General features: G+C 53.8%; 18 protein-coding genes and 1 pseudogene. 17 read left to right on the top strand and 2 right to left on the bottom strand.

Features of this window, described 5'->3' with window-relative positions:
• Positions 1 to 216: 216 nt before the first annotated feature.
• Positions 217 to 756 (top strand): replication initiation negative regulator SeqA, encoded by a 540-nt coding sequence (gene seqA, locus HA51_RS24105; protein ID WP_084937775.1) that lies wholly within the window; start codon positions 217 to 219, stop codon positions 754 to 756.
• 25 nt (positions 757 to 781) lie between these two features.
• Positions 782 to 2,422, top strand: coding sequence for a phosphoglucomutase (alpha-D-glucose-1,6-bisphosphate-dependent) (pgm, locus tag HA51_RS24100; protein ID WP_084937772.1), 1,641 nt, complete (start codon positions 782 to 784; stop codon positions 2,420 to 2,422).
• Between the two features lie 99 nt (positions 2,423 to 2,521).
• On the opposite strand, the pseudogene kdpE reads toward pgm, so the two are convergent.
• Positions 2,522 to 3,195, bottom strand: a pseudogene (gene kdpE, locus HA51_RS24095) (two-component system response regulator KdpE).
• Positions 3,196 to 3,441: 246 nt separating this feature from the next.
• On the opposite strand from kdpE, the gene HA51_RS24090 reads away from it, so the two are divergent.
• From HA51_RS24090 to nei, 11 genes are all read left to right on the top strand, one after another.
• The gene (locus HA51_RS24090) at positions 3,442 to 3,642 is read left to right on the top strand and encodes a DUF2517 family protein (RefSeq protein WP_084937769.1); all 201 of its coding nucleotides are present in this window, start codon (positions 3,442 to 3,444) and stop codon (positions 3,640 to 3,642) included.
• Positions 3,643 to 3,793: 151 nt separating this feature from the next.
• Positions 3,794 to 4,750: a YbgA family protein gene (locus tag HA51_RS24085; protein ID WP_084937766.1), complete on the top strand. Its 957-nt coding sequence runs from the start codon at positions 3,794 to 3,796 to the stop codon at positions 4,748 to 4,750.
• Between the two features lie 12 nt (positions 4,751 to 4,762).
• On the top strand, positions 4,763 to 6,190 hold the full coding sequence (phrB, locus tag HA51_RS24080; RefSeq protein ID WP_084937764.1) for a deoxyribodipyrimidine photo-lyase: 1,428 nt from the start codon (positions 4,763 to 4,765) through the stop codon (positions 6,188 to 6,190).
• Positions 6,191 to 6,208: 18 nt separating this feature from the next.
• Positions 6,209 to 6,952 carry a type 2 GTP cyclohydrolase I gene (locus HA51_RS24075; RefSeq protein ID WP_084937761.1) on the top strand — a complete coding sequence of 248 codons (744 nt, stop codon included), beginning with the start codon at positions 6,209 to 6,211 and terminating at the stop codon, positions 6,950 to 6,952.
• Positions 6,953 to 7,092: 140 nt separating this feature from the next.
• Entirely contained in the window at positions 7,093 to 7,749 is a 657-nt protein-coding gene (pxpB, locus tag HA51_RS24070; RefSeq protein WP_084937759.1) for a 5-oxoprolinase subunit PxpB, read from the top strand.
• Complete coding sequence (pxpC, locus tag HA51_RS24065; protein ID WP_084937756.1) at positions 7,743 to 8,675, top strand: 5-oxoprolinase subunit PxpC; 933 nt, start codon at positions 7,743 to 7,745, stop codon at positions 8,673 to 8,675. Before pxpB ends, pxpC begins: the two co-directional genes overlap by 7 nt.
• Positions 8,665 to 9,402, top strand: coding sequence for a 5-oxoprolinase subunit PxpA (gene pxpA, locus HA51_RS24060; protein WP_084937753.1), 738 nt, complete (start codon positions 8,665 to 8,667; stop codon positions 9,400 to 9,402). The genes pxpC and pxpA overlap by 11 nt, the downstream gene beginning before the upstream one ends.
• Positions 9,403 to 9,460: 58 nt before the next feature.
• Positions 9,461 to 10,189: a DUF969 domain-containing protein gene (locus HA51_RS24055; RefSeq protein ID WP_084937751.1), complete on the top strand. Its 729-nt coding sequence runs from the start codon at positions 9,461 to 9,463 to the stop codon at positions 10,187 to 10,189.
• A complete protein-coding gene (locus tag HA51_RS24050; RefSeq protein WP_084937748.1) occupies positions 10,189 to 11,205 on the top strand; it encodes a DUF979 domain-containing protein in 1,017 nt (338 codons plus the stop codon). The genes HA51_RS24055 and HA51_RS24050 overlap by 1 nt, the downstream gene beginning before the upstream one ends.
• 7 nt (positions 11,206 to 11,212) lie before the next feature.
• Positions 11,213 to 11,860 carry a pyroglutamyl-peptidase I gene (pcp, locus tag HA51_RS24045; RefSeq protein WP_084937745.1) on the top strand — a complete coding sequence of 216 codons (648 nt, stop codon included), beginning with the start codon at positions 11,213 to 11,215 and terminating at the stop codon, positions 11,858 to 11,860.
• Positions 11,861 to 11,871: 11 nt separating this feature from the next.
• Positions 11,872 to 12,660 carry an endonuclease VIII gene (nei, locus tag HA51_RS24040; protein ID WP_084937740.1) on the top strand — a complete coding sequence of 263 codons (789 nt, stop codon included), beginning with the start codon at positions 11,872 to 11,874 and terminating at the stop codon, positions 12,658 to 12,660.
• Between the two features lie 27 nt (positions 12,661 to 12,687).
• On the opposite strand, the gene HA51_RS24035 is transcribed toward nei, so the two are convergent.
• On the bottom strand, positions 12,688 to 13,971 hold the full coding sequence (locus HA51_RS24035) for a citrate synthase (RefSeq protein ID WP_084937737.1): 1,284 nt from the start codon (positions 13,969 to 13,971) through the stop codon (positions 12,688 to 12,690).
• 632 nt (positions 13,972 to 14,603) lie between these two features.
• Here HA51_RS24035 and sdhC point away from each other — a divergent pair.
• From sdhC to HA51_RS24015, 4 genes are read left to right on the top strand one after another with little or no spacing between them, the layout of a single operon-like run.
• Positions 14,604 to 14,993 carry a succinate dehydrogenase cytochrome b556 subunit gene (gene sdhC / locus HA51_RS24030; protein WP_034829146.1) on the top strand — a complete coding sequence of 130 codons (390 nt, stop codon included), beginning with the start codon at positions 14,604 to 14,606 and terminating at the stop codon, positions 14,991 to 14,993.
• A complete protein-coding gene (gene sdhD, locus HA51_RS24025; protein ID WP_084937734.1) occupies positions 14,987 to 15,334 on the top strand; it encodes a succinate dehydrogenase membrane anchor subunit in 348 nt (115 codons plus the stop codon). Before sdhC ends, sdhD begins: the two co-directional genes overlap by 7 nt.
• Positions 15,335 to 17,101, top strand: coding sequence for a succinate dehydrogenase flavoprotein subunit (gene sdhA, locus HA51_RS24020; RefSeq protein ID WP_084937728.1), 1,767 nt, complete (start codon positions 15,335 to 15,337; stop codon positions 17,099 to 17,101).
• 14 nt (positions 17,102 to 17,115) lie between these two features.
• Positions 17,116 to 17,832, top strand: coding sequence for a succinate dehydrogenase iron-sulfur subunit (locus HA51_RS24015; protein ID WP_084937725.1), 717 nt, complete (start codon positions 17,116 to 17,118; stop codon positions 17,830 to 17,832).
• Positions 17,833 to 17,947: the final 115 nt, after the last annotated feature.

Genomic DNA, 17,947 nt, shown 5'->3' with positions numbered 1-17,947 from the left:
AGGTTATCATGGATTCACCTGTCCAGGAGCCAGCCGGCCAGGCATTAGGGCATATTCCGACTTTTGCCCTGAAACGATGCCAGCGCTATCGGCTGCCACGGATTTAACTTTATAATCCTTATGTTAGAGCCCGCTCACATTTTGCACGACTGGATTTTGCTAAAGCCGTTGCAACAATGCGTGGTTCTGTCATTTGCCAGAATTGTACGGAATAAGATGAAAACGATTGAAGTTGACGAAGAACTCTACCGTTATATTGCCAGCCACACGCAGCACATTGGTGAAAGCGCCTCCGATATTTTGCGCCGCATGCTGAAGTTTACCGCGGGTCAGAGTGCACCTGCTGCGCCTGCCGTCAGTGTTTCAGTGAAGGAAGCGCAACCCGTGCGCAACGAAGCGCGTCCTCAGGATCGCGTGCGTGCCGTGCGTGAACTGCTGCTTTCCGATGAGTATGCCGAGCAGAATAAGGCGGTGAATCGCTTTATGCTGGTACTGTCAACGCTCTATCGTCTTGATCCTGCGGCCTTTGCTGACGCCACTGCCTCGCTGCAGGGGCGCACTCGCGTTTACTTCGCGGGTGATGAGCATACGCTGCTGCAAAATGGCACCCATACCAAGCCGAAGCATGTCCCCGGCACACCGTACTGGGTGATCACCAATACCAATACAGGCCGCAAATGCAGCATGGTTGAACACATCATGCTGGCTATGCAGTTCCCACAGGAACTGACAGAGAAAGTTCGCGGCACCATTTAAACCGAAGCGTCAGGGAGAAGCGCCAATGGCCAATCACCCCCGTGCCGGGCAACCCGCCCAGCAGAGCGATTTGATTAACGTTGCACAATTAACCTCGCAGTATTACGTCCTGAAGCCAGATGCGGCGAACCCGGACCATGCGGTGAAATTTGGCACCTCCGGCCACCGCGGCAGCGCGGGACGCCACAGCTTCAACGAAGTGCACATTCTGGCGATTGCTCAGGCCATCGCGGAAGAGCGCAAAAAGAATGGCATCACCGGTCCATGCTATGTGGGTAAAGATACCCACGCACTGTCCGAGCCAGCGATTCTGTCGGTGCTGGAAGTGCTGGCGGCGAACGGTGTGGATGTCATCGTGCAGCAGGAGAATGGCTATACGCCAACGCCAGCCATCTCCAATGCCATCCTTGAGCACAACAAACGCGGTGGTGCGCAGGCGGACGGTATCGTCATTACGCCTTCGCACAACCCACCTGAAGACGGTGGTATCAAATACAACCCGCCAAACGGTGGTCCGGCTGATACTAACGTCACTAAAGTGGTGGAAGATCGTGCTAACCAGCTGATCAAAGGCGAGCTGAAAGACGTGAAACGTCTGCCGCTGGATCAGGCATGGGCGAGTGGTCATATCGTTGAGCAAGATCTGATTCAGCCTTATGTAGAAGGGCTGGCACAGGTTATTGACTTCCCGGCGATTCAGAAAGCAGGCCTGAAAATCGGTGTCGATCCGCTTGGCGGTTCCGGGATCGCTTACTGGCAGCGTATTGCTGAGCACTACAAGCTGGATTTGACCATTGTTAATGATGCGGTCGATCAGACCTTCCGCTTTATGCACTTGGATAAAGACGGCGTAGTGCGTATGGACTGCTCGTCTGAGTGCGCAATGGCCGGTTTGCTGGCGTACAAAGATAAGTTCGATCTGGCATTTGGTAATGACCCGGACTACGACCGTCACGGCATCGTCACGCCTGCTGGCCTGATGAATCCGAACCACTATCTGGCGGTGGCGATCAACTACCTGTTCCAGCATCGCCCACAGTGGGGCAAAGATGTGGCGGTGGGTAAAACCCTGGTTTCCAGCGCGATGATTGACCGCGTGGTCAACGACATTGGTCGTAAGCTGGTGGAAGTCCCTGTCGGTTTCAAATGGTTTGTTGATGGTCTGTTTGATGGCAGCTTCGGTTTCGGCGGCGAAGAGAGCGCGGGCGCTTCCTTCCTGCGCTTCGACGGTTCCGCCTGGTCAACCGACAAAGACGGTATCATTCTGTGCCTGCTGGCTGCGGAGATCACTGCCGTCACCGGTAAGAACCCACAGCAGCATTATGACGAGCTGGCTGAGCGCTTCGGTGCGCCAAGTTACAACCGTCTGCAGGCACCTGCGACTTCTGCGCAAAAAGCGGCATTGTCTAAGCTGTCACCAGAGATGGTGAGTGCGGACACACTGGCAGGCGATCCCATCACTGCACGCCTAACGGCTGCGCCGGGCAACGGTGCCTCGATTGGTGGTCTGAAAGTGATGACCGAGAACGGCTGGTTTGCTGCGCGTCCGTCAGGTACCGAAGACGCTTATAAAATCTACTGTGAAAGCTTCCTCGGCGCTGAGCATCGCCAGCAGATTGAGAAAGAAGCGGTAGAGATTGTCAGCGAAGTGCTGAAAAACGCGTAATAATCGTTGAAGCGCGTTTTTTGAAATAAACTACGAAAGTTGTGCGCCTTTTTAACGCGTTTTCCTGAAACGACCCACGTGACAACATGGGTCGTTTTTTTATGGCATAAAGCGGTAACCAATACCGGTTTCAGTTAGTAAATGGCTGGGTTGGGTGGGATTCGTTTCCAGTTTTTGTCGCAAGTGCCCCATGTAGATACGCAGATAATGGCTGTGCTCTACCGCATTCGGCCCCCATACCTGATTCAGCAATTGACGCTGCGTCAGCACTTTCCCCGCATTGTTCAGCAATAAACTCAGCAGGCGAAATTCGGTAGGGGTCAGATGAATTTCCTGCTCGTTGCGCAGCACACGCCGTGCAGCCAAATCGACACTCACTTCGCCAAATTTCACTATCGGGTCAGGTTGGCTACTTTGATGCCGTCGTAAGGCGACGCGCACACGTGCCAGCAGTTCCCCAATGCCGAAGGGTTTGGTGAGATAGTCATCGGCACCGGCATCCAGCGCATCGATTTTATCCTGCTCATCACTGCGTGCCGACAGCACGATCACTGGCATGCTGCTCCACTGGCGCACTTCCCGAATAAAGTCATTACCATCCCCATCGGGAAGACCGAGATCCAGGATGACCAAATCCGGCTTACGCGTGGCGGCTTCAATCAGCCCGCGTTGTAATTGTTCTGCTTCCACAATCTTCAGCCTTCGCTCTCCAGCGCCAGGCGCACGAAACGGCGAATTTCTTTTTCATCTTCAACAATCAAGATGGTCGTCACGCTGACTCCTGCCACAGGTAAAGTTAACACGGCACTTTATCAAGAATCTTGCACCGCGTCCGTCATGATGTTCGTAACGCTAGCGCATCGTTAATTTTACAATTATGTAACTAACTTTCAGATGCGCCCAATAAGCGCAAAAAAAGATCAAAATAAGTGGTCGGATGAGTAGTAAAATTACACAACACCGCGTAATATCAGAAGCAGATCACATTTCAACGCAAAAGTTATCACGAGGAGGCAATGATGTATCAGGCATATCCACTTTATAAAATCGTGTTGCGCCGAGTGCTGGTGGTATTGGTTGGCCTGCTTGCGCTGCCGGTCATGCTGTTGCGCCAGGATCGTGCACGTTTCTACAGTTACTTGCATCGTATTTGGTGTAAAACCAGCACCAAGCCAGTCTGGTTAGCGCAGTCGGAAGCGACTGCTGGCATTCACTGGTAATTTTTTGCCTCGCGATTAAACCCGGTGGCTTCTGATGAAGCGCCGGGTTTTTTTATCTGAAATTTTCAGTTCTCAGGTACGCACCCGCTGTTATTGCCCCTCATTTCAGCTACACTTAAAACCTCTACAAGATTTTGGGGGTTGTACAAGTATGAGCGAAAAAATTCCTGTCGGCATCAGTGCATGCCTGCTCGGAGACAAGGTCCGGTTCGACGGTGGCCACAAGCGTTTCGCTTTTGCAACCGACGAACTGACCCCTTTTGTCCGTTTTGAACCGGTTTGCCCTGAAATGGCGATTGGGCTGCCTACACCTCGTCCCGCGCTGCGCTTGGTCAAAGAGTCTGACGATCAAATTCATCTTTGCTTCAGTAAGGATGGGGGACAGGAGGTGACGGATGAGATGCAGCGCTGGTCCGCCGATCGCGTAAAATCCCTTCATCATCTTTGCGGCTACATTCTTTGTGCTAAATCACCCAGCTGTGGTTTGGAACGCGTACGCATCTACAAACCCGAAACCAATGATAACCGTAAAGCTGGCACCGGCATTTTCACTGAATTCCTGCAGAAAGAGATGCCGTGGTTACCGCTGGAAGAAGATGGTCGCCTGCATGATGACGCCATCCGTGAAAACTTTATGGGCCGCGTCTATGCGCTACATGAATTCAATGAAATGTGGCGAAGTGGTTTAACCCGTCACAAATTAATTGCCTTCCATAGCCGTTACAAGCTGCTGCTACTGTCACATGCACAGGATGAGTACCGTGAAATGGGCCGTTTTGTTGCAGCCATGGAGCAGTGGGAGTCACTTGATGACTACGCATATGAATACCGCATCCGTTTGATGCATTTAATGTCGCATCAGGCTTCACGGCGTAATCACACTAATGTGCTGATGCATGTGCAAGGCTATTTCCGCCCGCAATTGTCCTCACCGCAACGTCAGGAACTGGCGCAGTTGATCGATCGTTATCGCACCGGCGTGCAGCCATTGTTGGTGCCCATCACCATGCTAAAACACTACATGGCGGAATATCCGCACCCGTGGTTGGCGCAGCAACGTTACTTCGATCCCTACCCAGAAGCGCTGCGCCTGCGCTACGGACAATAATTCTGGAGCTTTATGACCACCCATTTAGTCTGGCTGCGTAACGATCTGCGTATCAATGACAACACCGCCCTTACTGCCGCCTGCCGCGACAGTAAGGCCAAAGTACTGGCGCTGTTTATTGCTACACCTCAGCAGTGGCAGCAGCATGATATGGCGCCTAAACAAGCCGCCTTTATCCATCAAAATCTCTGTTTGCTGCAAGAGACGTTGGCCGAACGCGGTATTCAACTGCATTACCACCAGTGTGCTGACTTCAGTGCCTCGGTGGATCACCTCGCAGAATTTTGCCAGCAACACCAAGTTGATGCGCTTTATTACAACTATCAGTATGAGATTAACGAGCGTGAGCGTGATGCAGCAGCGGAAAAACGCTTAGATGCCCAAGGCGTGATTTGCCAAGGCTTTGACGACAGCCTGCTCTTGCCGCCGGGTAGTGTGCAAACCGGCAGCAATACCATGTTCAAAGTCTTTACCCCTTTCAGCCGCGCTTTTGTCAGACGACTCCATCAAGGATTGCCTGAATGCCACCATGCGCCGAAAGCGCGAGCTGAAGCGCCTTTGAGCGCCGGTAAAAAGATTCCCGCCTTCGATTATCCGATGGAGCAGATTGACGCCTCACTGTTTCCCGCTGGAGAAGAGGCGGCACTCAAGCAATTGCGGCATTTTGGCAAGCAATCGGTGCAACATTATCCTGATGTGCGGGATTTACCGGCGTTGGATGGCACCAGCCGTTTATCGCCTTATCTTGCCATCGGCGTGCTTTCGCCGCGTCAGTGTCTGCATCGCATCCTGAAAGAGCACCCTGATGCGCTTAATGAGGGCAAATCCTTTACCTGGTTAAATGAGCTTATCTGGCGCGAGTTTTACCGTCATTTGATGGTGGCGTTCCCCGCGTTGTGTAAACACCAGCCGTTTATCGACTGGACACATAACGTTGAGTGGCAAAAAAATGCCGCGCATCTCAACGCCTGGCAGCAAGGTAAAACCGGCTATCCGATTGTCGATGCGGCGATGCGCCAGTTAAATCACTTGGGATGGATGCACAATCGCCTGCGGATGATCACCGCCAGCTTTCTGGTCAAAGATTTGTTGATCGACTGGCATGACGGCGAGCGCTATTTTATGCAGCAGCTGATTGATGGCGACTTGGCCGCCAACAATGGTGGCTGGCAGTGGGCTGCCTCGACCGGCACCGATGCTGCGCCGTATTTCCGCATTTTTAATCCCACCACCCAAGGGGAACGCTTCGATAAGCAGGGTGAATTTATTCGCCAGTGGCTGCCGGAGTTGGCTGCGGTGCCGGACAGCGATATTCACCAGCCCCATGTGTGGGCGCAGAAAAATAACAAGAAACTCGATTATCCGGCGCCAATCGTAGAACATAAGGATGCACGTAAAAAGACACTAGACGCATTTGAGCGCGCGCGCGGCGCGGCTTGAGGCGGTCAGGGAGCCGGAATGAATAATGTCGAGTTAGAACACATCGTTAATCAACAGCTGAACACCAGTGCGTTCAGTGACTATGCACCTAACGGTTTGCAGGTCGAAGGTCGTCCAGAAGTCAAAACCCTTATCACGGGTGTAACCGCCTGCCAGGCGCTGCTTGATGAAGCGGTAAAGCGCAACGCCGATGCCATCCTGGTGCATCATGGCTACTTCTGGAAGAGCGAATCGCCGTTGATTAAAGGGATGAAGCGTCAGCGTCTGCGTACCCTGTTAATGAATGATATCAACCTGTATGGCTGGCACCTGCCGCTGGATGCACACCCCCAGCTCGGCAACAATGCACAACTGGCCAAGCTATTCGATATTGAGGTTAAAGGTGAGATTCAACCGTTGGTGCCTTGGGGCGAGATGGCTGAACCCCTGAGCGGCGAAGCACTGGCGGCAAAAATTGCTGAACGACTTGGCCGCATACCGTTGCATTGTGGCGATAATGCGCCGGCATTGATCAAGCGCGTGGCGTGGTGCAGTGGGGGCGGCCAAGGCTTTATCGATAGCGCCGCGGCATTTGGCGTGGATGCGTTTATCAGTGGCGAAGTGTCAGAACAAACCATTCATAGCGCGCGCGAACAAGGCCTGCACTTTTTCGCAGCCGGACACCATGCGACAGAACGTGCCGGTATTAAAGCATTGGGAGAGTGGCTGGCGCAGAGCTACGACCTCGACGTCACGTTTATTGATATCGATAATCCTGCCTGATTTCTCGCCTCTCACGTCCTTAACTCTCGTTAAGGACGCAAATCTATTGACACACCTCTGTCACTTTCGCATAACTTATTGACTTTTCGCATAGCAAAACCACTTTGCTATGTGCTTTGACAATGACCAGGAGGTGGATTTTGCAACGAGCACGTTGTTATCTGCTAGGTGAGCGAGCGGTGGTAATGGAACTGGAACCGCCAGTTTCCCTCTCCAGCCAGCAGCGCATCTGGGGATTGTGCCAGCGCCTGCAGCATCATGAGCAGATTCAGGAAGTGATTCCGGGAATGAATAACCTGACGCTGTTGCTACGCGATCCACAATTGAATGCACTTGATGCCATTGAGCGATTACAGCGTTGGTGGGAAGAGAGTGAAGAGCAGGTGCCAGAATCACGCCGGATTGAAATTCCGGTGGTGTACGGCGGTGCAGGCGGTCCCGATCTGCAGGTGGTGGCCGACAGAGCGACGATGACGCCAAAACAGGTGGTAGAGCTGCACGGTAGCATTGACTACGTGGTGTATTTTATTGGCTTCCAGCCTGGTTTCCCCTACTTGGGCGGACTGGACGAACGGCTGCATACACCGCGCCGTGCGGAACCAAGGGTAATTGTACCCGGCGGCTCCGTGGGTATTGGTGGCAGTCAAACCGGCATTTATCCACTGGCCGCGCCGGGCGGTTGGCAGTTAATTGGTCATACACCACTCAGCTTGTTCGACCCACTACAGCAACCGCCAACTTTACTGCGTCCCGGCGATAGCGTGCGCTTTGTGCCGCAAAAGGAGGGCGTATGTTAAATATTCTTCGTGCTGGATTAATGACGTCGATTCAGGACACCGGGCGCACCGGCTGGCGGCAGTATGGCATCAGTGTCAGTGGCGCGCTTGATCAGCCTTCGATGCGCACCGCCAACATGCTGGTGGGAAATCCTGATGAGAGCGCGGTACTCGAAATCGTGCTGGGCCAGTTTAAAGCCGAGTTCAAACGTGATGGTTGGTTTGCGCTGACCGGTGCAGGATGTAATGCCGAACTTGACGGCAAACCGGTGTGGACAGGCTGGCGTCTGCCGGTGAAAAAAGGGCAGGTGCTGTCATTAGGCATGCCAACGCGCGGGATGCGTAGCTACCTGGCCGTGAACGGTGGCTTTGCTATTGATGACATGCTGGGCTCGCACAGTACCGATCTCAAAGCGGCCTTCGGGGGTTGGCAGGGACGTAAACTGCAGGATGGCGATAAGTTACCCTTGGGTAAAGCCACGCGGACCTTTAAAGGCAAAGCCGGTGTCCGTCAGTTACTGTGGGGCAATCGAATTCGTGCGCTTCCTGGCCCGGAATACAGTGAATTTACCCGTGAAGCGCAGGAAGGTTTCTGGCGCAGTCCGTGGAAGCTCAGCCCGCAAAGTAACCGTATGGGCTACCGCCTGCAGGGGCGCCAATTACACCGTAAAGCCACCCGCGATTTGTTATCGCATGGACTGGTGCCCGGCGTGGTGCAGGTGCCTCCTAATGGCCAACCCATTGTGTTGATGGCGGATGCGCAAACCACCGGGGGTTATCCGCGAATTGCCTGCGTAATCGAAGCTGATTTATACCAGTTGGCGCAAATTCGTCTTGGTGAGCCGATCCACTTTATCCACTGCACGCTGGAAGAAGCACTCGATGCCAGAAAACAGCAGCAGCGCTCGCTCGATCAAATCGCCTGGGGACTGGAACATGAAAATTGATCTTAACGCCGATCTCGGCGAAGGCAGCGCCAGCGATCAGGAACTGCTGACGCTGGTGAGTTCGGCCAATATCGCCTGCGGTTTTCACGCGGGTGATGCGGAAACCATGTTGCAATCGGTGCGCTGGGCCAAAGCCAGTGGTGTGGCGATTGGCGCGCATCCTAGCTTCCCCGATCGGGAGAACTTCGGACGTACCGCGATGCAACTACCGCCTGAAACGGTATACGCCCAGATGATTTATCAGATCGGTGCTTTGAAGGTCATTGCTGAAAGCGAGGGTGAGCGCTTGGTGCATGTGAAGCCACACGGCATGCTTTACAACCAGGCAGCGGCAGATGCGACGTTGGCGGATGCGATTGCCCGCGCAGTGAAAGCAGTCGATCCGGGATTGATTCTGGTCGGGCTGGCAGGAAGTGCTTCCATCGCTGCCGCTGTGCATCATGGCCTGCGCACGCGTGAAGAGGTGTTCGCCGATCGTGGCTATCTGGCAACGGGTGCACTGGTGCCGCGCAGCCAACCGGGCGCGATGATTGAAGAAACCGAACAAGCGTTGGCGCAAACGCTCAACATGGTGCAGCAACGCCAGGTACAGAGCATCAGCGGCGAATGGGTGAAGGTCAACGCGGAAACCGTCTGTCTGCATGGTGATGGTGCGCACGCGCTGCAATTTGCCCGTACGCTGCGTGCCGCTTTTACAACACATCATATTGCTGTCACCAGCGCATAACGATAAGTCAGCCGCCCGGCAACCCGCCGGGCTTTTTATTTCTGATGAGGGGAAACAAATGGATCAAGTGGTCAATCTCTGGCCGTTACTCGGCATTGCCACCATCGTATTGGGATTTGTATTGCGCTTTAACCCAGTGCTGGTAGTGATTGTTGCAGGCTTTGTCACCGGGCTGGCGGCACACCTGCCGTTGGCGGACATTTTAGAAAAGTTAGGATCAGGTTTCTTGAATACGCGCAACTTGCCGCTGATTCTGCTGCTGCCATTGGCGGTTATTGGCTTGCTCGAGCGTCACGGTTTGAAAGAGCGGGCGCAAACCTGGATTGCTCAGATCAAAACTGCAACGGCGGGTCGTTTATTAATCGTCTATCTGTTCGTGCGCGAAATTACGGCTGCACTCGGTTTGACCAGCTTGGGTGGTCACCCGCAGATGGTGCGACCACTGCTCGCGCCTATGGCCGAAGGGGCAACAGAAAATCGTTATGGCGAGGTGCCGGAAGAGGTCCGCTATCGCCTGCGTGCCATGTCTGCTGCCACTGATAACGTTGGCTTGTTCTTTGGTGAAGATATCTTTGTTGCGTTCGGCGCGATTATTTTCATGCATAACTTTATGCAAGAGTCGGCAGGTATCAGCACCGAACCGCTGCATATCGCCTTATGGGGTATTCCTACCGCGCTCTGTGCTTTCCTGATCCACTCGGCACGCTTAGTGCGTCTTGATCGTCAGCTGTCGCGAGAATTAGGCGCACTGAATCAACAAGCGCTGAATGCCAAAGGAGGGAAGTAATGTTCCAGCAACAATATTTAATGTGGCTGGCAGGCGTCATCCTGCTGATCGTTGCGGTTCTTTCCTGGCGTGACAGCGCTAACCCACGCCGCTTCACCACTGGTCTGTTCTGGGCGTTGTATGGTCTGATTTTCCTGCTGGGTGATGGCGCTTATCAACTGATGGGGCAGTGGGCAGGCGATGCGGCGCTAGGTAAGCGTTGGTTGCATATTGGTGTCGGCGTGGCCGTGGTGTTGATGGCGCTGATTGCCGGTTTCGGTGGCGTGCGTTTGGGACGCTATCACCAACGCAGCGACGAGCAGAAACAGGAGAGCGCTAAGCGTCTGCGCAATAAATTGTTCCTTCCCGCACTGGCGATTCCAGTGGTCACGGTGATTGGCGTGCTGGCGTTCAACAATATTCCCGGCTTGCAGGATGCGGTGTTTGGTCCGGGTAACCACTCCACCTTAGTGACACTGTTCTCGATGATGGTGGGCTGCGTGCTGGGCTGGATCATCGCGCTGCAAATCACCCATGAAAAACCGCTGCAATCAATTCAGGAAACACGCCGCTTGCTTGATGCGGTGGGCTGGGCCTTTATCCTGCCGCAAATCCTTGCCACGCTTGGCCTGCTGTTCACCAGCGCGGGTGTCGGCACTGCGATTTCCCATCTCACAGAGCAATATCTTGCAGTGGACAATCGACTAATTGCCGTTGCGGTGTATGCGATTGGCATGGCGCTGTTAACCATGGTGATGGGGAATGCGTTTGCCGCCTTCCCGATTGTGACTGCGGGTATCGGTATCCCGATTCTGGTGCTGCAACACGGGGGTAATCCGGCGGTGATGGCGGCAATTGGTATGTTCTCTGGCTATTGCGGCACCTTAATGACGCCGATGGCCGCTAACTTCAATATCGTGCCTGCCCGCTTATTGGAGCTGCCGGATCGCAATGCGGTGATTAAGGCTCAGGTGCCAACCGGTGTGCTACTGTTGGTGGTAAACGTGTTCCTGCTTTACTTCCTGATGTTCCTATGAGGTTGCAATGAAAACGGTATTGATGACGGCCTTTGAGCCGTTCGGCGGCGAAACGATTAACCCTTCATGGGAAGCGGTGCGCAGCTTTGATGGCAAAGAAATCGGCGGTGCACGCATTGTGGTGCGCCAGCTGCCTGTGGTGTTTGCCACCTGCGGTAAGGTGCTTGCGCAAGCGTTGGATGAGATCCAGCCCGATCGCGTGCTGTGCGTGGGGCAGGCGGGGGGACGCAGCGATATCACCGTCGAACGCGTGGCGATCAACGTGGATGATGCTCGTATTCCCGACAATGATAATCAGCAGCCCATCGATCAACCGATTGTGGCAGATGGCCCCGCCGCGTACTTCTCCACCTTGCCCATTAAGGCGATGGTTGCAGCACTGCGTGAGGTCGGCGTGCCCGCGTCGGTATCCCAAACTGCGGGAACCTTCACCTGTAACAACGTGATGTACAGCTTGCTGCACTGGCTGAAAACCACCAACAGCGCAGCGCGCGGTGGGTTCATCCATATTCCCTATATGCCGGAGCAGGCGGTGAATCACCCTGGCGTAGCGAGTATGGCGACGGCGAGCGTGATTCTGGCGCTGGAAACCTCTCTGCAGGTGATTTTGAGTACCGAGAATGACATTCGCGTGGTCGGTGGAGCGACGCACTAACAGGAGACGTTATGCCTGAAGGACCGGAGATCCGCCGCGCGGCGGATCAACTGGCAGCGGCGATGGAAGGCAAGCCACTCACCGACGTGTGGTTTGCCTTTCCTGAACTGAAAACCTACGAACCTGCACTGATGGGTGAAACCATTAATGCCTTTGAAACGCGCGGCAAAGCACTGCTGACGCACTTCTCCAATGGCTTAATTCTTTACAGCCATAACCAACTGTATGGGGTGTGGCGGGTGGTACCGACCGGTACTGAACCTAACACTTCGCGGCAGCTGCGCGTGCGTTTAGCCAATGCCGATCAAACCATCCTGCTGTACAGCGCTTCGGATATCGAACTGCTCAATGCGGATACCTTGGGCGCCCATCCTTTTTTACAGCGCGTTGGCCCCGATGTACTGGATGCCACATTAACGGTGGAAGAGGTGCGTGAGCGGCTGTTATCGCCACGTTTTCGTCGTCGGCAGTTTAGCGGACTCCTGCTGGATCAGGCTTTTCTGGCGGGATTGGGTAACTATCTGCGGGTGGAGATATTATGGCATGCCGGATTACTGGCATCGCACCGGGCACAGGATTTGACTGAAGATCAGCTTAATGCGCTAAGTGAAGCCATGCTGGCGGTGCCACGTTTGTCGTATCAGATGCGCGGCAGCATGAAAAAGTATCACGAAGAGGCGGCGTTTCGTTTCGAGGTATTTCATCGACAGGGTAAGAAGTGTCGGCGTTGCGGTGAAGTGATCGAGAAAGGCGTGCTGTCATCGCGACCGTTTTACTGGTGTCCGGGATGCCAGAAATGAGAAGGGCGGGATAACCCGCCCTCAATGTTATTTCTTCAGCGCCGAGGTAAAGGGACGCTCGGTGTAACCGGTGTACAGCTGACGTGGACGCGCAATTTTCATGCCTTCGTCGTGCATCTCTTTCCAGTGTGCAATCCAGCCCACGGTACGCGCCATCGCGAAGATCACGGTAAACATGGAAGAAGGAATACCCATCGCTTTCAGAATAATGCCAGAGTAGAAATCGACGTTCGGATAGAGTTTACGCTCGATAAAGTACGGGTCGTTCAGTGCGATGTGTTCCAGCTCCATCGCCACTTCCAGCAGATCATCCTTCATACCCAGTTCGTTCAGCACTTCATGGCAGGTATCGCGCATCACGGTGGCACGTGGATCATAGTTTTTGTAAACGCGATGGCCAAAGCCCATCAGACGGAACGAATCGTTCTTGTCTTTTGCACGTTTAACAAATTCTGGAATGTGTTCAACGGTGCTGATCTCTTCCAGCATACGCAGGGTGGCTTCGTTGGCGCCACCGTGTGCCGGTCCCCACAGCGAAGCGATACCGGCAGCAATACAGGCAAATGGGTTCGCGCCAGAAGAGCCGGCGGTACGCACGGTTGAAGTAGAAGCGTTCTGCTCATGGTCGGCGTGCAGGATCAGAATACGGTCCATGGCGCGCTCAAGCACTGGGTTCACTTTGTACTCTTCGCACGGCGTGGCGAACATCATGTGCAGGAAGTTACCGGCATACGACAGGTCATTGCGAGGATAAACAAACGGCTGACCAATCGAATATTTGTAGCACATCGCCGCCATGGTCGGCATTTTCGACAGCAAGCGGAAAGCGGCAATCTCGCGATGGCGCTCAATGTTGACGTCCAATGAATCGTGATAAAACGCGGCCAGCGCGCCCGTTACCCCACACATCACTGCCATTGGATGCGAATCGCGGCGGAAGCCGTGGAAAAGGCGGGTGATTTGCTCGTGGATCATGGTGTGACGGGTAACGGTGGTGCGGAATTCTTCAAACTGGGCTTGGGTCGGGGCTTCGCCATTCAGCAGGATGTAACACACTTCGAGGTAGTTGGAGTGGGTTGCCAGTTCAGAAATCGGGAAGCCGCGATGTAACAGAATGCCTTCATCACCGTCAATAAAAGTGATTTTAGATTCGCATGACGCAGTAGAGGTGAAACCGGGATCGAAAGTGAACAGGCCGTGATTGCCAAGTGTGCGGACATCAACAACATCTTGTCCCAGCGTACCTTGCATCACATCCAGTTCAACGGAAGCATTATTTTGTAGGGTTAGCGTCACTTTTTTATCTGTCATTTTTCGTCTCCATAGCGCCTTAGTAGGTAAGGATCTTAGACACCAGAATAGCCTTCATGTTGTATAAAACCACAATCTTCACAGTATCACTCTGCGGTAACGTTTGTCGTGCAGGGTTACAGGGAGATGTATTAGGGCCAGTCGGTGGCGTTCGGGCATGACATGCTGAACAGCGCGGATGTTAAAGATCCTGTCACGACATAACTTCTTGGTAACCAATAACCTGATGCTTTGTGTTGCTCGTAAAGGCAATGTTACATAACTTGAGCTTAGGGGAAAGTGTATCCCCATAACTTTTGTGCATCATAGGGCTTTAATGCGTTTGTTTGTAACTGAAATGTTGATCTATTGTCAAATCAGATAATTAAAAATGTATGAATTGTGAAAATCGTGAGGAGGATCACTGTTCAGCTTAAATGTGACCAAAGAGATTGTAGGGGAATTGTAATCAGAATGTGATCCTCCTATACTCCCGCCAGGTCTCCGGAACACCCTGACACCAGGAGCCACCCAGCGTTTTACCCGCGTCACATAACACTGGATGTTGCTATTTTGGTGGCGGTTGCAGTCTGAACACGCGCTGTGCTCTGATGCGACTCAGGTCCGGAGGAAGCAAAATAAAAAAGAGCTGTGTGGGCAAAACCGTGAAAAAACAAAGACCTGTTAACTTGGATCTCTCGACGATCCGGTTTCCCGTTACTGCAATATCGTCCATTCTCCACCGCGTCTCCGGCGTGATTACCTTTGTCGCCCTCGGAATTCTGCTCTGGTTACTGGGTCTCTCTCTCTCTTCTCCTGAAGGCTTCCAGCAAGCGGCATCCATCATGGATAGCTTCTTCGCCAAATTCATCATGTGGGGCATCCTGACTGCGCTGGCGTATCACGTCGTGGGCGGCATTCGTCATATGTTGGCTGATTTTGGCTTTATGGAAGAAACCCTGCAGGTGGGAACCCGTTCCGCGCAAGCGGCTTTTGGTATCACTGTCGTGCTCTCAATTTTGGCTGGAGTCCTCGTATGGTAAGCAATGCTTCTGCATTAGGACGCAACGGTATTCATGACTGGCTGTTACTGCGTGCTGCTGCAATCTTAATGACGCTCTACATCATCTACCTGCTTGGTTTTGTGGTGATGACTGGCACCTTGACCTATGACGCCTGGCATGGCTTCTTCGCCTCTGCCTTCACTAAAGTGTTCACGATGCTGACGCTGTTCTCGATTCTGATCCACGGCTGGATTGGTATGTGGCAGGTCCTGACCGACTACGTCAAACCGGTAGCAACTCGCTTGCTGCTGCAGTTTGTGATTGTGGTCGCGCTGTTGTCGTATGCCATTTATGGAATCGTTGTTGTGTGGGGTGTGTAAATGAGTTTGCCAGTCAGAGAATTTGATGCCGTGGTGATCGGCGCGGGTGGCGCGGGAATGCGCGCGGCTCTGCAAATCTCCCAATCAGGCCAGACCTGTGCTCTGTTATCTAAAGTCTTCCCAACCCGTTCTCATACGGTGTCGGCGCAGGGCGGTATTACCGTTGCGCTGGGTAACACCCACGAAGATAACTGGGAATGGCACATGTACGATACCGTTAAAGGCTCCGACTACATCGGTGACCAGGACGCGATCGAATATATGTGTCACGTCGGCCCAGAAGCGATTCTGGAACTGGAGCACATGGGGCTGCCTTTCTCCCGTCTTGATGACGGCCGCGTGTATCAGCGTCCGTTTGGTGGTCAGTCTAAGAACTTCGGTGGTGAGCAGGCGGCGCGTACCGCTGCGGCCGCTGACCGTACCGGCCACGCCTTGCTGCATACCCTTTATCAGCAGAACCTGAAAAACAAAACCACCATCTTCTCAGAATGGTATGCGCTAGACCTGGTGAAAAACGAAGACGGTGCGATTGTCGGTTGTACCGCCATCTGCATGGAAACCGGTGAAACCGTCTACTTCAAAGCCAAAGCGACCATTCTGGCGACCGGTGGTGCAGGCCGTATTTACCAGTCCACCACTAACGCACACATCAACACCGGCGACGGCGTTGGCATGGCACTGCGTGCCGGTGTGCCGGTGCAGGATATGGAAATGTGGCAGTTCCACCCAACCGGCATCGCCGGCGCGGGCGTGCTAGTGACCGAAGGTTGCCGTGGTGAAGGCGGATATCTGCTGAACAAACACGGCGAACGTTTCATGGAACGTTATGCGCCAAATGCCAAAGATCTGGCAGGCCGCGACGTGGTAGCACGTTCCATGATGGTGGAAATCCGTGAAGGCCGTGGCTGCGATGGTCCATGGGGCCCGCACATCAAGTTGAAACTCGACCATCTGGGTGCAGAAGTTTTGGAATCCCGTCTGCCGGGTATCCTTGAACTGTCGCGCACCTTTGCCCACGTCGACCCGATTAAAGAACCGATTCCAGTCATCCCAACCTGCCACTACATGATGGGCGGCGTACCGACCAAAGTGACTGGCCAGGCGCTGCGCGTGAATGAGCAGGGTGAAGATGAAGTGATCCCGGGCTTGTTCGCGGTAGGCGAAATTGCTTGCGTATCGGTTCACGGTGCCAACCGCCTGGGCGGTAACTCGTTGCTTGACCTGGTGGTATTCGGTCGTGCTGCCGGTGTGCATCTGCTGGAATGTCTGCAAGAGCAGGGTGAACTGCGTGAGGCCACGCAGGAAAATATCGATGAAGCCATGGCGCGCTTTAACCGTTGGGAAAACAACACCACGGGTGAAGATCCGGTTGAAATCCGTAAAGCGTTGCAGCGCTGCATGCAAAACAACTTCTCGGTATTCCGCGAAGGTGATGCGATGCGTGAAGGTCTGGAAGAGCTGAAAGTGATTCGTGAACGCCTGAAGTCAGCGCGTCTTGATGACCGTTCGCCAGATTTCAACACCCAGCGTATCGAGTGCCTTGAGCTGGATAACCTGATGGAAACCGCGTACGCCACTGCGGTCGCCGCCAACTTCCGTACCGAAAGCCGTGGCGCGCACAGCCGCTTCGACTACCCGGAACGTGATGATGCAAACTGGCTGTGTCACAGCCTCTATGTTCCGCAAACGGAAAGCATGACGCGCCGTGAGGTGAACATGCAACCGAAACTGCGTGCGGCCTTCCCGCCGAAAGCGCGTACCTACTAATTGCGGAGATCATCATGAGACTCGAATTTTCTATCTATCGTTACAACCCGGAAGTCGATGACAAACCGCGTATGCAGGAATACACGCTGGAGTCAGAAGACGGTCGCGACATGATGTTGCTGGACGCGTTGATTCGTCTGAAAGAGAAGGACCCAACGTTGGCCTTCCGTCGCTCATGCCGTGAAGGCGTGTGCGGTTCTGACGGCCTCAACATGAACGGTAAAAATGGCTTAGCCTGCATCACGCCAGTTTCCGCTCTGGGTAATGGCACGAAGAAAATTGTTATCCGTCCACTGCCTGGTTTGCCGGTGATCCGCGACCTGGTGGTTGATATGGGACAATTCTATACGCAGTATGAGAAGATTAAGCCTTTCCTGTTGAATAATGGGGAAAATCCGCCAGCGCGTGAGCATCTGCAGATGCCTGAAGAACGTGAGCATCTGGATGGATTGTACGAGTGTATTCTGTGCGCTTGCTGCTCAACCTCGTGCCCTTCGTTCTGGTGGAACCCGGACAAGTTCATCGGTCCGGCAGGTTTGTTAGCCGCTTACCGTTTCCTGATCGACAGCCGCGATACCGAAACCGATGCGCGACTGGACAATCTTAATGATGCTTTCAGTGTATTCCGCTGTCACAGCATCATGAACTGTGTGAGCGTGTGCCCGAAAGGACTAAACCCGACGCGCGCCATCGGTCATATTAAGTCCATGTTGCTGCAACGCGGCGCATAACATACTGAAGTCACTGTCCGGGAACCCAGGTTCCCGGCAGTTTACGGAAGCCTCTATAAGCGCGGTACTGACCACGCTTATAAAGGTTCCCTTACGGGCCAGGCGCTGGTTGCGC

Origin of the sequence: Pantoea rwandensis (genome assembly GCF_002095475.1) — a bacterium.
GTDB classification, from domain to species: domain Bacteria; phylum Pseudomonadota; class Gammaproteobacteria; order Enterobacterales; family Enterobacteriaceae; genus Pantoea; species Pantoea rwandensis.
Note: the sequence above shows the minus strand (reverse complement) of the source record. Positions and strands in the feature narration are given on the sequence as shown.

Bases quoted from the DNA above. Each gene is read 5' to 3' on its own strand.
- seqA (WP_084937775.1), top strand. From the start codon at position 217: ATGAAAACGATTGAAGTTGACGAAGAACTCTACCGTTATATTGCCAGC.
- pgm (WP_084937772.1), top strand. From the start codon at position 782: ATGGCCAATCACCCCCGTGCCGGGCAACCCGCCCAGCAGAGCGATTTG.
- HA51_RS24090 (WP_084937769.1), top strand. From the start codon at position 3,442: ATGTATCAGGCATATCCACTTTATAAAATCGTGTTGCGCCGAGTGCTG.
- HA51_RS24085 (WP_084937766.1), top strand. From the start codon at position 3,794: ATGAGCGAAAAAATTCCTGTCGGCATCAGTGCATGCCTGCTCGGAGAC.
- phrB (WP_084937764.1), top strand. From the start codon at position 4,763: ATGACCACCCATTTAGTCTGGCTGCGTAACGATCTGCGTATCAATGAC.
- HA51_RS24075 (WP_084937761.1), top strand. From the start codon at position 6,209: ATGAATAATGTCGAGTTAGAACACATCGTTAATCAACAGCTGAACACC.
- pxpC (WP_084937756.1), top strand. From the start codon at position 7,743: ATGTTAAATATTCTTCGTGCTGGATTAATGACGTCGATTCAGGACACC.
- pxpA (WP_084937753.1), top strand. From the start codon at position 8,665: ATGAAAATTGATCTTAACGCCGATCTCGGCGAAGGCAGCGCCAGCGAT.
- HA51_RS24055 (WP_084937751.1), top strand. From the start codon at position 9,461: ATGGATCAAGTGGTCAATCTCTGGCCGTTACTCGGCATTGCCACCATC.
- HA51_RS24050 (WP_084937748.1), top strand. From the start codon at position 10,189: ATGTTCCAGCAACAATATTTAATGTGGCTGGCAGGCGTCATCCTGCTG.
- pcp (WP_084937745.1), top strand. From the start codon at position 11,213: ATGAAAACGGTATTGATGACGGCCTTTGAGCCGTTCGGCGGCGAAACG.
- nei (WP_084937740.1), top strand. From the start codon at position 11,872: ATGCCTGAAGGACCGGAGATCCGCCGCGCGGCGGATCAACTGGCAGCG.
- HA51_RS24035 (WP_084937737.1), bottom strand. From the start codon at position 13,971: ATGACAGATAAAAAAGTGACGCTAACCCTACAAAATAATGCTTCCGTT.
- sdhD (WP_084937734.1), top strand. From the start codon at position 14,987: ATGGTAAGCAATGCTTCTGCATTAGGACGCAACGGTATTCATGACTGG.
- sdhA (WP_084937728.1), top strand. From the start codon at position 15,335: ATGAGTTTGCCAGTCAGAGAATTTGATGCCGTGGTGATCGGCGCGGGT.
- HA51_RS24015 (WP_084937725.1), top strand. From the start codon at position 17,116: ATGAGACTCGAATTTTCTATCTATCGTTACAACCCGGAAGTCGATGAC.